Below are 15,633 nucleotides of genomic sequence, written 5' to 3' on the forward strand. Positions count from 1 at the left end.
CATCAGACTGTATAGGATATTGCCTTGTTGTCTTCCAATGCGGATAGCTAGTAATGCTTGGCTTATTTAAAAGGTGTTCCAGCATCTGTGTTGCGTGAGTTCTATAATTCTGCTTCCCAGTGAAACGCTCATGATTTCCCATTTCTATATTGTTGTGGTGGTTTGTGCGTCAGGCATTACAGGGGTAGTACAGCTTCAGATGATCTGTGGTTTGTTTTTATGGGGTTAGTATATTCTTCTTTTTTGGGGTAGGCCCATGGGGATGTTTTGCTAGGATATACGTTCTAAGTAGAGGCTGTGGTAGTTGCTTTCTCTAGAATCGAGATGAGTTCCTGTATGTCTTTTGCAGGATTTGAGTTGAAGCGCAAGTATTCCCCAGTACAAGGATGATGGAAGCCCAATAGACACGCATGTAGAGCTTGTCGTTTAAAATTACTGACTTCTGGTATGCCGCATCTGAGGCTCTTCTTATTGTTTTTTCCGTATTTTTGGTCACCCACAACAGAGTGACCTATATGGCTCATGTGTACCCTGATTTGGTGTGTTCTTCCTGTGTGTAATATACATCTTGCTAGACTTGCTACATTGCAGAAGGTCTTTTCAATGATGTATTCCGTATTTGCGTGTTTTCCCCTAGAGAGGGTAACTTCCATCATAGTTTTGTCTGATCTTTTGACATCTAAATTGGTCTGTATAAAGCAGTGTTTTGTGGTGGGCACACCCCATATTAGAGCTAGGTATTCTTTCCTGAATTTTTTTTCTTCAAGTGCTTGAGATAATACTAGATAAGCTTTTTCTGTTTTCGCTATTACCATTAGTCCACTGGTATCTTTGTCCAATCTGTGGATGATACCCGGTCTCTGGCTGTTGCCAACAGCGCATAAAGAGTTACCACAGTGTGCAAGCAGAGCATGTGCTAGGGTATCGTTTTTTGTGCCATGACCGGGGTGTACAGCTATATTGGGGGCTTTGTCTATTACTATTATGTGTTCATCTTCGTAGATTATGTGCAGCGGGATATCATGATTAGGGGCTATGGATGTACTTTGCGGAATATCTGGGACCGTAACCGTATATAAATCACCCATCTTTGTGAGATGACTGTTACTAAGTACGGGTGTACCAAAGAGCGTGACGCCTCCATTGATTATAATACACTGCGCTTTGTTTCGGGAGATATCAAGGGAAACAGAAATTAGAACATCAAGCCGTTTTTTCGTGTTATAATGTTCTATGAGTATGGTATGCACATGTGCCATGTTGTATCTCCTGTGTGTTTTCTGTTTTGAGTCTTGATTTGCAAATTGGTGTTTCTGTTATCTGTTGTTTATAGCGGTGTACGTTGAACTAGATCAATATATGCGAGGTTTGCGCGCTGATGTTGTGCAAGTCAAGCATTTTAATGTTATAAACGTTTGGAGTGATGGCGATACGTGAATTTTTTGTTTTAGAGGGAGAAATTCAAGGGATAGGTGTCCTTGCGATAATGTAAGCAGTGGTGGGTGTGTTTTATATAATTTTCTAAACTTTGTTACTAATGTAGTATAGTCTGATTATTTATATCTGTGGTGCTATAGTTAAAAATATTGTTTGCAGTGTGATAGCACGAATGTAGAATCTGGCGTTATATTTGCTGCCGGTAGATTATGGCAGCTTTTAGTTTGAATTTATCTGTTTGGCTGCATGATAAAAAAGATACTAATTGCTAACAGGGGGGAGATTGCGTGTAGGATAGCGCGCACTGCTCATAAGATGGGGATAAAGTGTATTGGAGTGTACTCAGATGCCGATATGGGGGCGTTGCACACGAGATGTGTTGATGAAGCTGTGTACATTGGCCCAAGTCCTGCGAGTCAAAGTTACTTGGATATAGATAAAATTTGTAATGTTGCAGTGACTACAGGGGCTGACTCGGTTCATCCCGGATATGGGTTCCTTTCTGAGAATGCCGAGTTTCCTGATAGGTTGTCTGAATGTGGTATAGGCTTTATAGGTCCTTCTTCTGTTTCTATGAGGATGATGGCTGATAAGGTTGTATCTAAAAAGATAGCTAAGGATGCAGGTGTAGCTGTTGTTCCTGGATATATGGGGGTTGTAGAGAGCGCAGCGGAAGCCTTACGTATAGCTGAGTCAATGGGTTTTCCGGTAATGATAAAAGCTGCTGCTGGTGGTGGTGGCAAGGGCATGCGTATTGTCCGGTCTGTAGCGGAAATGGAGCAGGCTTTTGTATCTGCCACAAATGAAGCTGAGAAAAGCTTTAGTGATTGCAGGATCTTCATTGAAAAGTATATAGAGTCTCCTAGGCATATAGAGATTCAGATAATTGCTGATAAGTACGGCAATGTGGTGTGTCTTGGAGAGAGGGAATGCTCAATACAGCGTAATAATCAGAAGGTTATCGAAGAAACTCCTAGCCCATTTTTGGATGAGAAGACTAGACGTGCAATGTATGCGCAGTGCGTGAGTTTAGCAGAAAAGGTAGGCTATTTCTCTGCGGGTACCGTAGAATTTATTGTCAATGCTAAGAGAGAGTTTTATTTTCTGGAAATGAACACTAGGTTACAAGTTGAACATCCGGTAACTGAGCTGGTTACCGGGATAGACCTTGTAGCTGAGATGATACATGTTGCCGATGGCAAGACTCTTTCATTTTCTCAAGAGGACGTGCGTTTTGTAGGTGCGGCCATCGAGGCGCGGGTTTATGCAGAAGACCCTAGAAAAGGCTTTTTGCCTTCGAGTGGTAGAATATCACATTATCATGAGCCTCCTGTTAGCGTTAACCTCAGGATAGACAGTGGGGTGACAGAGGGTTCTGTTGTCAGCATGTTTTATGATCCTATGATAGCTAAGGTTTCCTCCTATGCTGAGACTAGAGTAGGGGCTATAGAGGTTATGAAGAAGTCCCTTTGTAGTTTTTATGTAGAAGGTGTTGTCAATAACATAGATTTTTTATTATCAGTTTTTTGCAAGCCAGCTTTCGTTGCAGGAGATATTAGTACTGGGTTTATTGCGCAGTTTTATAAATCAGGTTTTGAGGGTGATGAGCTCACTCCCGAAATAGGTGAGATTTTTGCATTTGCATTGTTGTATATATACTTGGAAGATGAAACCAGGCGGTATGGTGAGCACTGGAGCATAGATGGGAAGGTATGTGCCCGAGTGGGAGAGCTTAAGTACTTGTTGAATGCACGTCGTGCGGATGGAAGGATCTTTGCTGCTTTAGATGGTCAGGACGGGTATGTTGTGTTATCTGGGGCATGGCGCGGCAATTACAAAATGTTGGACGTCAGCATAGATGGTAATTCATACTGCATAAAAGTTAAGAGGAGTTCCAGCAGGTATCATCTGAGGTATATGGCAGTTTGTGCTGTATGTACGGTTTGCGAAGAGAACGTAGGTCAGTTTCTGGAGTTCATGCCTGAGCCTCAAGAGGGTGGAGTATTGCGTGATGCTATAGTATCTCCTATTGCGGGTATGATTGTTGATATATACGTGAAGAAGGGAGATAAGGTAAGCGTAGGTCAGCCTGTCCTTGTCATAGAAGCTATGAAGATGGAAAATTTGATATGCTCAGAAGTAGAGGCGGAAGTAGAAGAAGTACTTCTATCGCCGGGGAGCAGTGTTGCTGATGGGGAAATTATATTGAAGTTTGTTGCGAGTTAGCAATCTATTGTTGAGTATAGGGGAACAACCAACATTCTTTGCTATGTGTTAATTATACGTTGTATAGTTAGCTCTGTTGAGGGTTGTGGCGCTTAGGCTGTCTTGCAAAAAAGACTAATTGCTCCTCTGATTTTTGTTTGTGTATCTGAGACCAGGGGTACTAATGCGGAATTTTAGGATTGGAAAGACCAAAGCCTATCTTTCTGGTATTATAGGGAACATTATAAAAGGTGAGATAGAAGAGAGTTTTTTTCGTTTTACTGTAGTTTGTTCGCATGATCCTAGAGTATTTTCTCTCCTTTCAGTATTACCCTGTGCGGTGTTGAAAAATGATTCAGGAGAGTATGTTGTCAAAATCAAGAAATCAGACTTAGTTCGTCTTATATATCGCATGCGTAATCCTATGAGATATGCCTGCAACGAAGATGAATATAGTACGCGTCTTGCAACGTACATGTTGCTTGAACTTACTAATTTGTTTGAAGGTTATGCGGAGAACCTGTATAAGCACTCGCGGAGCACGTTTGTGCATGATATGCGTTCAGGAGCTGGAAGATTCCAACAGCTGATTAATTATATTGGAGACCTTCATCCTGGTAGGTTGCCCTGTAATATATTGGCAAGTAAGGTTGTCCCTCTATGCTTTCCTAATCCCAATATTCTTGAGAGCTCATTTAGCCTTTCAGAACCAGACATGAGCTATATGTTGGGAAATGTCTCAGAAAATGCCGAAGACAGTATCCTATTTGAAGCTGCAAAAATGCGATTGGAGCGGCTACAGGAATTTTGCAATTCTAGTGAGGGGCATCCTACATATGTTGAGGGTGCAATATGCTGTATTAGCAATTTGCTGAGTGCACTCTCTAACCGTGGACAGTATTCTACGAGACCAGAAAGTTTCAAGATAGCTGCTTGTGACTTTATGGTGGCGATACGCGAGATTATGAGTGATATTAACATCAGGTCTCATGTGGAGAAAAGGCTTCGTTCACGACAACTTGACTGTGTTGTGAATAATATGAAGAGAGTCTCTTATGACGCAAGAGGTGCAAACGGTGGTGGTGTTGGAAGGATTGATGATGATAATCCTCATGTGACAGATGCTAATACGGAGAAAGTTTTAGGTGCAATTGCCCACTTAGAGAGCTTCAGGAGTCTTATAGATGATCCGGCTTTTTTTCAAAGGTTTAATGACGATCATGGAGTACTGCAAGCGCAGCAGTACTTTAGATGTATCAGTGCGATGGTGGCTGCAGAAAGCATTTTTCTATCGGAGCATGTGGGAAAATTAACTGCAGCAGATTTGCAATTTTTTCTCAATGAAACCTGCAAGGAAGTTAGTGGTGATATAAGCCAACTGCTGGCCATATACGACTTTCTTGCGACAAACCAGATTGTTGATCGTGATGCTGTCGTTAGAGTTACAAGGAGTGAGATTAAAGAGCTGTCGCATAAGGTACATAGATTTGTATCCATGTACCTCTCGATTTGCCAAGAACTTAGCACGGGAGTTTATAGGTCTCTTGATGATGTTACTGCAAAAATTATGTGTAGCACAGCAGGGCAGCACCTTGATGAATGGGAAGAAAGCCTGCTCAACGAAAGAAACTTAGAAGCCATTTTTACAGTAGATGAACATGGTACATGGACTAGCAATGATAGCGCCAGAAATAGGCAACTACTCAGTAAAATTGAGTCTCATCAGTTGTGTGATATTTTACACGGATTGCAGTGTGCAGGTGATGTACAGGTATCACAGCTGGTAGACGAACTTTTTGTTGACGGCGTTACCACCGACAGAGTCTTTGAGATTTTGCGCACAGGCGTAAAGAATCGTCAGCATGAGTGGATTCGCGATATTGAGTACAGTGCGTTCTTAGGTTTTGTAATACGTGCGCACGAGGTATCGCAGTACATACCCTTTCATTCCTGGTGGCTTTCATTATTGAATCCCGGGAGATATAGGACTTATTCGAGCTATAAGGGAAAAAGTATTGGGGATAGGTTATACGCTAAAGGTTCACTCATTCCGCATACGGAGTTCTCCTCTGGAATAGCTAATGCTCTTTATCTCAAGGAAGGAGATCATAGGAACGTTACAGGCGCGTATGACGCAGAAATGCTTCATAAGGCCTTTAGAGTACATCATAACATCTCGGGAGCTCAAGAAAGGCTACTTTACTACCTAAAGAAATACCGTGTTATTTGGTATGTATTATTGGTGTTGGTGGGGTTAGCATGTGTTCTAGTAGGTGTAGTAGGTAGGTTACTGGCTCATTTTGGAATCATTCCGGGCATTGCTACATACGGGTGTGCATATGTTCTAAGGGCTATGTTTGACAGCATAGTAGCTGTACTAATCCTGGATACTATAGTAGATAAAACCATATATTTCGCAGTACAGTTTATTGGGTTAGTAATCAGAACAGTTGATTTCATCTTACTGTTCGGCTTGGTGTCTCGTATTACGAGATTTGCATTTGGTAAGTTCTACGGTCTTTGCAGTCACATTTGTAAACAATTTGTAGATGCATGTTCTCACTTGAGAATTTATGGATTGAGGCATTCTTTATTTTTGCTAGTTGACCGGCTGTTTCATGTAGGACAGGACAATAACTTCAACTTGTATGGAGTCGATTCTCTTGAGAAATCTGTTCCTGAGCTTTTAGGCCTTGGAAGCGATTCAATGTGCATTGTCGAAAATATTACAGGAGGCGATTCTGTTGTTTTTGAGCATCATGGGCATAATGAAATTTGTGACAGTACTTACCAGAACGAAGTAAGAGCACCAGCAAGCAATATTTTTACGCTCATATCAGAAGTTTATAGAGAGCACGATGGGAATCTAAGGAATCTGCCCCAGGGGATATGCCAGGGTTTTGTACGCTCTGTATACGGGGGGAAGGAAGACGTTTCACTATTGTTAGAGGCATTTCAGAAGCGTGTGAGCCTGCCACAGAGCACTATTTTCTGCTCAAATTATATTGATCTCAGAAAGGAGTTTTTCTTTTTGCTGAACAATTATCAGGAGCACTTGCAGGTTTCTGTTAATACTCCTAAAACACCTACTATTTTCAATTCTTACAACGAAAGAAGGGCTGTATACGACATTGTTACAGCCGTTAACATGCAGACTTCCTTAGTCGCAAATCGTGAACTAATCAAGGTAGAAAGCATAAGCTCTCGCAAGTGTACTAAGGAGTTTCTGAGTAGAGCTCATGCTACGGTGGGGGAGGAAGTTACTCTTAAGGAGATTAATGAAAAAATTGCGGCTGTAAACTGGGCTCTTGCGGTAATAGCCGAAAGAGATGTTTCAGGAGCAGTTGAGGAATGGGAGATTTTGTTCCATGACACGAAAATAGAGAAAAGTTGCGCTATTGCGCTAATGGATTGCGCTTTAACCTTACTGGAATATAAACATTTGTTATTAGAAGGGAAAAGAGTTAGCAGAGAGGTTGTCTTATGTGACCTTAGAAGTAACTTTCGTCCTTATATCAGGGATGCTTGCTGTATCTTAGACACAATAGATAAGGGAAGAGCGCGCCACAGAACAATGAGTTATAGAAGATTCTGTAACATCATGTGCAAAGACTTTTCACTATTGGAACATGCCTCTTCTATGGCTGAAAAAGCCAGTAGTATGGTGGGCTTGAATCTAGGTGTAATTTCTCTAGGTGACAAAGTCCGTGAGGAAGTGGTAGAGTTTTTGGAGTACTTCCAGAGTCCTAAGAGCATTCTTCTTTCAATTTTAGTATATAATGCAATAAAGTGTACGGGTGGCAGTTTGGCTGCACGCGTTGACTACTACTCAAAGAGTGCAGATATAGTTTTGAATTCTGCTGGATTGGGACAAGTGTATGATTTTTTCATGGATACGGAACTTGCTCAAGAGTTTTTAGAGTGTTTCTGGGGGAGCCTATTTCCGAAAGAATTTGTCCTATATATGATAGCTTTGGGAGAAGTTGTAGTGCAATTGGATGGAGAGGGTATTGCCGATTTAGCTGCATCCATAGACCATAGTATATACGGCCAATCATTTCATCAACAAAGTGTAGCAGTTGGTGAAGTGAAGACCTTTTTCAACTGCATAGCGGATTTATGCTGCACAGTTTCACAGGTGCACTTAATCAAGAGCATAAAAAAGAGGAAGAAGAAAAAAGTATGTGCTGAAAGTTTAGAATTTTTCCTTCAGCAGGAAGAGGATAATTGCACAGGAGCTCATGCTTGCAACGCATCTTCTAATAGCAGCGCTGACGTAGCGTGTGACGAGCAGCTGAGCGTTCTACAGTCTACGGAAGTGCTTTGTCTGTTTCCTAGCTCTAAAACAGAAAGAAATGCGCACTGTTTTATATAATTTGCCATAATAACATTTAGTGATATCAAGTTGTAATCGTAAAGCGAAATCTCCTTCTAAATGGTATAGTTGAGCTATCGGGTTCTTGGGTATAATGATTTTTTAGTGGAAAGAGTTAGAAGGAGACATTTATTTTATTAGACTACTCAAATGCGCGCTATTTTATATAGTATTTGCGTAGTAACACTTATTGATGGCAAGTTGCACTCGTAAAGCGAAAGCTCTGTTCAAATAGTATAGTTTAACTATTAAGTTCTCAGGTATAATAATTTTTTACTGGGAAGATTTACAATGAAACGTTTGTTTTGTCTAAAATCACCTAAATGCGCGGGAATTTGGTATGCTAGATATGCATAAGGATACACATGACGATACTGACGCGTGTACTAACAACGATGATAGCTATGATGTAAGGGAATGCGCGAAAATTAGGTTGGAAGATGCAGCGGCACAAGAACTTGTTAGCGAGCTATCCAGAGAATTTGCAGAATTTACGCGCAAATATCCTTTGGAAGAGCAAGCTGATCGTGTAGAGCTCCAAAGCGTTGAGGGGCAGAATCAGGTGGCTCAGGATGTTGGGCTTCCAGAACATTTACAAGCTGTAGAGAGTGAGGGATTTGCACTTAAATTACCTCTGCTTGAGAGATTATTGAATTTTTTTGGTGAATTTTATGAAAGGTTCACCACCAAGAGTGTTACTCAAGGTCAGTCTAAGCTTTTGTCATTTAAGGAACGGCGCAAAAAGAGGCTGTTGATAGAAGCGCTGATGATGATTCTCAGGAAGTTACTGCTGAGAAGAAGGGCGAAGAGCCTTAGTGAATTGCTGAATGAACAGATAAGAGAGCTTGTTGCAGCTTTGGAGCACGAAAAAGATCCTGCGTTACGAAAAGTATTGCAAGAAAGACTATCATTGCTGCTGCAGTTACGGATGCAGATGGTTAGCTCTAGATCTGTTATGGGCATTGAGCAGATGATCATCATAATGATGGGGAGTGCTCTTGCTTCAGCTACGTTATCGCTACAACGTGATGGTTTTTCCGGGGAGCGTAGCGCATTTTATAGCAGAACTATGCAGCCTCTTATGGATATTGCAGGTTTAGTTCATGGTGGTGTTGCAAAAGACATGGCTAGCATGCAGGCGAGCATAATGACACTTGCGGGGTACCAGCCAGGTCTTGACATACACATTGCTGCCCTGCTTTCTAAGAGCATGAGTTACCAAGTACCTCATGATAGAAGCACGTTACCGGAGCATATTCTTGCTTTACATGGAAAAAATCATGTTCCTGTTTCAGTAGCTGATACTGCAGCTCACACGATCGTAGCAGCGTTAAATCAAGTACTAAAAGCAGTTGCAAACCGTGTATTAGAAGCAGCGCGTGTAGTTGTTAATAGAGCAATGGAAATCGTTGGGAGTGATGATGCGGGGATTGCTAGAGGTCCTTATATGCATGCAAGACACGCTGTTCCCAAAGCTGATACAAGGGTTGTCATAGATGATGGTGTAAAGGAGCAGAAGCATGTACAGGAGTGTCATAATGTGCTCCCTGGTTTTCATATACAAGCACATGTTCATACTGAGCACGATAAGAGGAGAGAAGAACGTACCTGTGTAATTGAAGAGTTGAGGTATGATGCAATAGATTTGTGTGCGGTTGCCAAGGTTTCATTTACATCGGGAGTTGTTAAGTGTGAGCAGTCATCTGTTGTAAAGATAAAAGCATCAAGTGAGCTTGCAGAAGTTTCAGTAGCAACTGTGACGCAGCAACGTGTAGATATGCAGATACTGCGCCAATAAGGCAAGGTTGAGGACTAGACTTAATTTTAGGCGGGCAGAGCACAGGGGGATTCATCCCCAGTATATCTGTTGCGTGTATGGGGAGTATCCTGAGATGTCTCAGAGTATATGTATTGTTGTGTTATGGACAGGAGTAATGATGTATGAATGATAGTAAACCTTATTGTTACTTATGTGCTGCATATCTGTGAAAGCGGTACAAGTAAATGTGTTAGTAAGAAGATTTTCTCACTATGGAAAACGCAATTTAAGTCTCGTGGTAGATGAAAAAAGATATACGTGTGCGGAGCATATTTGCTTTGTATTGCCATAATATGTGCTTGATTATCTGCTTCATAATGTCTGTGAAATGTTGACAAATTATGTAATTTTTACTACTCTCCCAGCAGTTTGTTAATGGTACTTATGAATAGTAAGCCTAGCTGGTTAAGGGTGAAAATGCCCGGGGGCGAGGTATTTGAAGAAGTTAGGGATCTGGTCAAACGCCAAAGGCTCAATACAGTATGTGAAGAGGCTGCATGTCCTAATATAGGTGAGTGCTGGAACAAGAGGCATGCCACTATAATGATAATGGGTGATGTATGTACCAGGGCGTGTGCGTTTTGTAATGTTAAGACTGGGGTTCCGAGAGCGTTGGATCTTGGAGAGCCTGAGAGAGTAGGTGAAGCTATCAGCAAGTTAGGGTTAAAGCACGTGGTAATCACGTCGGTGGATAGAGATGATCTGCCAGATGGTGGGGCGAGTCACTTCGCCAAGTGCATTAGGGAAATAAGAAAGCGGGACCCCAATGTGACCATAGAGATCTTAACACCGGATTTTCAGGGTAAGCCAGGTGCGGTGGATATCATAGCTTCTGCAAGGCCTGATGTATATAACCACAACTTGGAGACGGTTCCTAGGTTATACGCAAGGGTGCGTCCTAGGGCTAAATATTTCAACTCTTTGCAGTTGTTGCAGCAAGTAAAGGATAAGACCCAGGGTGTGTTCACGAAGTCGGGATTAATGTTAGGGCTGGGTGAGCAGAAGGAAGAGGTATACCAGGTTATGGATGATCTTAGGTGTGCGGGGGTTGACTTTCTTGTCTTGGGGCAGTATTTGCAACCTACGAAGGACAACATTGATGTGAATCGGTATGTTACCCCTGAGGAGTTTGAACAGTACAAGCGTATGGCATACGCCAAGGGTTTTTCTATGGTAGCATCTAGTCCGTTAGCTAGGTCCTCGTACCATGCTGAGGATGCCTTCCTACGGCTTCGCGCTTTACGCACTGCGCGTATGCGTGTTGCTACTTAACTAGTAAGAAGTTGCCTACAGAATATGTTTATGCACTCGTAGCTCAGTTAGGATAGAGCGCTACCCTCCGGAGGTAGAGGTCGCAGGTTCGAGTCCTGCTGAGTGCGCTTACATTTTACATAAAGTAGTGTTTGGGTATTGCTTTTAGAGCATGTGTTGGGGGATGACGCTTCCTAGGCAGAACACAATACTTTTGTTCTGCTACGTAAATAATACGATCCATAATTGGAAGTTCTTAGTGCAGAGATACGCCGCTTAGCAGAGACTGTTGGTATCTGAATAGGGGCTGCACTGTTGATGCTGTAGGCGATGATTCTGGCGTCAATGTTACTGCGGTGCTGGTGTGCATGGTCTCATAAAAGTAATTTTCTGTTTAATTCAGGTAACAGGAACTTAAAAGGAGAAATTATCTAAGCGCCGCTTTATAAATGCAGCTATCATGTTGAGTACGAGTAATATCATCAGCAAGGATAGTATGGCTATTGCCGAGATCTTTGTGAACTCAGCGCTAGAATTGTTTGCCCAAATATAAATTTGCACAGGCAGAACACTTGCTGGATCAAGGAAAGTTTTAGGTAGATCAATAACAAATGCTACCATTCCTATCATAATTAAGGGGGAAGATTCCCCGATAATCCGTGCAACGCTCACTAAAACACCCTGTACCAGAGCAGGGAAGGCTATAGGTAAGGAGTGATGCATTATTACTTGCATATTCGTTGCTCCTAAGGAAAGAGCTGCATGTTTTACGGACTCTGGCACAGCTGCTAAAGCCTGCCTTGTGGTCAATATCAGATACGGAAGTATCATGATTGATAAAGTCATGCCGCCTGCCAATGATGAGGATCTAGGCACGCCAAATATATTTAGGTATACCACCAAGCCCAATACCCCGAAAATTATTGAAGGTACAGACGAGAGGTTATTAATACTTATCTCGATTATTGATGATACTTTGTTATTTGACAACAGCTCTTGCATACATATCCCTGTCATAATGCCTAGAGGAATGGCGATTGCTAAACACACTATTATAGTCAGTAAGGAGCCTATAAGCGCACCTAATATGCCTGCATTTTCTGGCACTTTGGAATGCGAGTTGGTAAAGAGAGATTTATTAAAGAAGCTTTTCTTTATTCGTCCTTGATCTTCAAATGTTTTGAGAACCACGTTAGATATTTCATTATTCTTAGCACCACTTAGGAATTCTGTAGAGGCATTTAGCCACAATCCATCAGGGCTAACACGTACATTCTTTTGAATTAGGTCTGCAAGTTCATAGTGTGCTGTTTCGCTAACGATACTATAGGCTATTCTCTTAGTTTCAGGGTTGTTCAAATCAACATGGCTGCTGAGGATTTTATCTAATGCGCTATGTATGCGCTTTATGCAGTCTTCTCTAAAGTATTCACTGTCTTTTCTTATGCTTTCAGTATCATCTAGGTGCAGAAGGATCTTAGTTGCAGTAAGGGCTTTGTATCCGTTATTTACAATACTACAAAGTACGAGCATCAACATTCCTACAGAAATGCCTAACGCTGATAGAGAGAGTAGAGAAAAAAATCGATCTTGTTTGCTCCTGAAGAATACACGCATGCTTTTTCTGTGTTGCTTAAGCAACCTCGCCAAATTCTTGCCCATAAATGTTCCGAAAATACAATGAAAAAACGAGAGATTGCAGACTACCTTTACTGACAGTGCTACCAAAGTTAGGTAGATGCTACAACCTTTAAAAGTCATTAGAAAGAGTTTTGTTAGGCTTGATGTAGAAAAAAACCACATAAAAGCAGATAATTCGCTCCTTGATGATGTATTAGAAGTATTTTGTGTTAAGCATGTATTCTTTTGAAGAGCGGCATTCCGAGAGGGTTTCTTGCAGTATTATTCTGCTTTTTTATTGGCAGAAGTTTTTACCTACGGATGCCCCAACATGTATGATGATCGTACTTAAAAATATGGGTTGATTTTTATGTGCAGAAAGAAAACCCAACTGGTAGCAGTTGGCAGTTAGAAGCAGTTAATTTTTTAGTTTAATTATTGTAATTTAATAGTATAGTTGGTATAGACTGTAGTTTACGCTGTGAGAATAAAAAATGTTTGAATTGTCTGATCTGCCGTATGAGGGGTTGGAGCCGTATATTTCCGCCCATCTCTTAGATCGTCACTATAATGGTCACCACAAGACTTATGTTGATGTTCTAAACAAGTTAGTGGTAGGTACTGAGTTTGAAGGTTTGGGTAACGAGAGTTTAGAGGATATAGTAGTTAAGGCTCACAATAGTGGAAGTTCTGGTAGGGCTATATTCAATAATGCTGCGCAGATATGGAATCATGATTTCTATTGGCAATCTATGAAGCCTAATGGTGGAGGAAATCCCCCGGAAAAGCTCAGAGAAATTGTAGAGCGCAGTTTCGGTAGTGTGGAAGGATTTAATAATGCCTTTACTGCTATGGGTCTTGGACAGTTTGGTAGTGGATGGGTATGGCTTGTGTATGATGAAGATGCTAATGCATTGAAAGTTGTTAGCACGGCGAATGCCGATTCACCTCTTCTTACGCAGGGGCAGCTTCCTTTAGCAACTATGGATGTTTGGGAGCATGCTTACTATTTGGATTATCTCAACTTAAGGAAGAAATATATAGACGTTTTCCTAGAGCATTTGCTCAACTGGGATTTTGTCTTGGATAGGCTTGAAGATGCAGGTGTACTGTAGTCTAAGTATAAGGTTTGTAGGAATTAAAAGTTTGATAACCTTTTGTTGTTAGATTCTGTCAAAGATTGTGCGGGCCTGTTTTTGGTTTAGTCATGTCTGGTAGTGTAAAAGCGGATCAGCTGTTTAAGGGTTTAACCAGGCCCACCATGCTGTTTGGTGTGAGTTATACGTTTGCTATTATGAATTTCATGCTTTCGATCATGATATTCATGTATAGCAATGACTTCAGGGTATTGTTCATTTTAGCGCCTGGCATGCACGGGTTGGGGTTTATTGCGTCTGCAAAGGATCCTTTATTTATGGATTTATTGATCATAAGAATGCAGAAGTGCGGTAAGTGTCTTAATCGGTTTTATCACAATTCTAATTCCTATGATGTGATGTAGATGTTAAAGCTAGGTTGGTCTTCGACGACGAGAAAGCGCAAGATTGTTAATAGGGAATACCATCAGTCGAACTTTTTGCCGTATCAAGAGCACTGGAACAGTACTACTCTTGTTACGAAGGATGGTTCGTTACTTAAGGTAATCAAGCTTTCAGGGTATGCTTTTGAGACAGCAGATGATGAAGATCTTTCTATACAGAACTCGATACGGAATCAGACACTGCGAAGCATGTCATCTGCGTCATTTGGATTATACTTCCATATTATAAGGCGCAGGCGGAACGCGTTTTCTGAGGGTTTCGCTGGTAAGCAATTTTCTAGTGCGTTTGCAGATGCTGTGAATATGCAGTGGCGTAATAAGCATATGACCAAGCAATCTTTCACGAATGATCTTTATATAACGATTGTGAGGGAGGGCAGTAAAAAGAGTACGGAACTATTCGTTAATCTATTGCAAAAAATCAACAAGAAGGCAGCGACCGAGAGTTGGAAAAACGATATGCGAGCTGCTTTTGAGGATTTAGAAGAGGTTACCAATCGGGTAGTCACTAGCTTACGTAATTATGCGCCCAGGGAGCTAGGCATTAGGAGCACTCCAACTGGGGATTTTTCTGAGATTATGGAGTTTTTGCTTCAGATTGTGAACTGCGGTGCGGTACATAATGTTGCGGTAGATCTTGGTGACATTTCTAAATATCTACCCATGCACAGGTTATATTTTGGTCATAAAGTTGTACAGGTGGTCTGTCATGACGGTTCGAAATACGCTGGTTTAATTAGTCTTAAGGAGTATGGACAAACGACTTCCGCTGGGATGTTAGACGCATTTTTGCAGCTACCTTATGAGTTTATAATAACGCAGTCGTTCAAGTTTACCAATCGTCAGGCAGCCATTACGAAGATGCAGATACAGCAGAATCGTATGATACAGTCATCGGATAAGGCAGTATCGCAGATTTATGAGATCTCTAAAGCGCTTGATGACGCTATGAGTGGTAAGATAGCTTTTGGGCATCATCATCTCACTGTCTTGTGCATAGAGAAAACTCCTAAGAATTTGGAAAATGCTCTTTCTTTAGTGGAAGCAGAGTTGTCAAATTGTGGGGTATATCCTGTAAGAGAAAAAGTGAATCTAGAGCCGGCATTTTGGGCGCAATTGCCTGGTAATTTCTCTTATGTTGTACGTAAAGCTGTAATAAGCACTCTTAACATGGCAGGTTTTGCGTCGCAGCATAACTATCCAAGTGGCCAGAAATTTGGCAATCACTGGGGAGAGGCGGTTACTGTATTTGATACAACGTCAGGAACGCCGTTCTTTTTTAGTTTTCACATACGTGATGTCGGGCATACAGCAATAATCGGGCCCACTGGTGCGGGAAAAACTGTATTGATGAACTTTTTGTGTGTTCAAGCGATGAAGTTTTCT

9 protein-coding genes, 1 tRNA gene and 1 pseudogene are annotated in these 15,633 nt (G+C 41.5%); 9 read left to right on the top strand and 2 right to left on the bottom strand.

Going from position 1 to position 15,633, the window contains the following annotated elements; translation table 11 throughout:
• Positions 1-284 precede the first annotated feature (284 nt).
• Entirely contained in the window at positions 285-1,259 is a 975-nt protein-coding gene (locus KPX09_RS01700; protein WP_249548673.1) for an RluA family pseudouridine synthase, read from the bottom strand.
• Between the two features lie 424 nt (positions 1,260-1,683).
• On the opposite strand from KPX09_RS01700, the gene KPX09_RS01705 reads away from it, so the two are divergent.
• The 5 genes from KPX09_RS01705 to KPX09_RS01725 all read left to right on the top strand — a co-directional run bounded on the left by KPX09_RS01705 (position 1,684) and on the right by KPX09_RS01725 (position 11,215).
• On the top strand, positions 1,684-3,663 hold the full coding sequence (locus KPX09_RS01705; protein WP_249548674.1) for an acetyl/propionyl/methylcrotonyl-CoA carboxylase subunit alpha: 1,980 nt from the start codon (positions 1,684-1,686) through the stop codon (positions 3,661-3,663).
• Between the two features lie 163 nt (positions 3,664-3,826).
• The gene (locus KPX09_RS01710; protein WP_249548675.1) at positions 3,827-8,017 is read left to right on the top strand and encodes a hypothetical protein; all 4,191 of its coding nucleotides are present in this window, start codon (positions 3,827-3,829) and stop codon (positions 8,015-8,017) included.
• Between the two features lie 349 nt (positions 8,018-8,366).
• On the top strand, positions 8,367-9,815 hold the full coding sequence (locus KPX09_RS01715) for a hypothetical protein (protein WP_249548676.1): 1,449 nt from the start codon (positions 8,367-8,369) through the stop codon (positions 9,813-9,815).
• 405 nt (positions 9,816-10,220) lie between these two features.
• Positions 10,221-11,108 (top strand): lipoyl synthase, encoded by an 888-nt coding sequence (gene lipA / locus KPX09_RS01720; RefSeq protein WP_249548677.1) that lies wholly within the window; start codon positions 10,221-10,223, stop codon positions 11,106-11,108.
• A gap of 32 nt (positions 11,109-11,140) precedes the next feature.
• Positions 11,141-11,215, top strand: a tRNA-Arg gene (locus KPX09_RS01725).
• 286 nt (positions 11,216-11,501) lie between these two features.
• On the opposite strand, the gene pstA is transcribed toward KPX09_RS01725, so the two are convergent.
• The gene (gene pstA, locus KPX09_RS01730) at positions 11,502-12,749 is read right to left on the bottom strand and encodes a phosphate ABC transporter permease PstA (RefSeq protein ID WP_249548678.1); all 1,248 of its coding nucleotides are present in this window, start codon (positions 12,747-12,749) and stop codon (positions 11,502-11,504) included.
• A gap of 76 nt (positions 12,750-12,825) precedes the next feature.
• On the opposite strand from pstA, the gene KPX09_RS05555 reads away from it, so the two are divergent.
• The 4 genes and pseudogenes from KPX09_RS05555 to KPX09_RS01745 all read left to right on the top strand — a co-directional run.
• Entirely contained in the window at positions 12,826-12,957 is a 132-nt protein-coding gene (locus KPX09_RS05555) for a hypothetical protein (RefSeq protein WP_275973582.1), read from the top strand.
• 244 nt (positions 12,958-13,201) lie between these two features.
• Entirely contained in the window at positions 13,202-13,822 is a 621-nt protein-coding gene (locus KPX09_RS01735) for a superoxide dismutase (protein WP_249548679.1), read from the top strand.
• Positions 13,823-13,914: 92 nt separating this feature from the next.
• A complete protein-coding gene (locus KPX09_RS01740) occupies positions 13,915-14,208 on the top strand; it encodes a type IV secretion system protein VirB3 (RefSeq protein ID WP_248887015.1) in 294 nt (97 codons plus the stop codon).
• Positions 14,209-15,633, top strand: a pseudogene (locus tag KPX09_RS01745) (VirB4 family type IV secretion/conjugal transfer ATPase); the annotation flags it as partial. It abuts the gene before it with no gap.

This window comes from Anaplasma phagocytophilum, from assembly GCF_023476575.1.
GTDB classification, from domain to species: Bacteria; Pseudomonadota; Alphaproteobacteria; order Rickettsiales; family Anaplasmataceae; genus Anaplasma; species Anaplasma phagocytophilum_A.

What these genes read in the sequence shown, in the direction of transcription:
- KPX09_RS01740 (WP_248887015.1), top strand. Translation starts at nt 13,915, where the DNA reads ATGTCTGGTAGTGTAAAAGCGGATCAGCTGTTTAAGGGTTTAACCAGG.
- KPX09_RS01700 (WP_249548673.1), bottom strand. Translation starts at nt 1,259, where the DNA reads ATGGCACATGTGCATACCATACTCATAGAACATTATAACACGAAAAAA.
- KPX09_RS01710 (WP_249548675.1), top strand. Translation starts at nt 3,827, where the DNA reads ATGCGGAATTTTAGGATTGGAAAGACCAAAGCCTATCTTTCTGGTATT.
- KPX09_RS01705 (WP_249548674.1), top strand. Translation starts at nt 1,684, where the DNA reads ATGATAAAAAAGATACTAATTGCTAACAGGGGGGAGATTGCGTGTAGG.
- lipA (WP_249548677.1), top strand. Translation starts at nt 10,221, where the DNA reads ATGAATAGTAAGCCTAGCTGGTTAAGGGTGAAAATGCCCGGGGGCGAG.
- pstA (WP_249548678.1), bottom strand. Translation starts at nt 12,749, where the DNA reads ATGGGCAAGAATTTGGCGAGGTTGCTTAAGCAACACAGAAAAAGCATG.
- KPX09_RS01735 (WP_249548679.1), top strand. Translation starts at nt 13,202, where the DNA reads ATGTTTGAATTGTCTGATCTGCCGTATGAGGGGTTGGAGCCGTATATT.
- KPX09_RS01715 (WP_249548676.1), top strand. Translation starts at nt 8,367, where the DNA reads ATGCATAAGGATACACATGACGATACTGACGCGTGTACTAACAACGAT.
- KPX09_RS05555 (WP_275973582.1), top strand. Translation starts at nt 12,826, where the DNA reads ATGCTACAACCTTTAAAAGTCATTAGAAAGAGTTTTGTTAGGCTTGAT.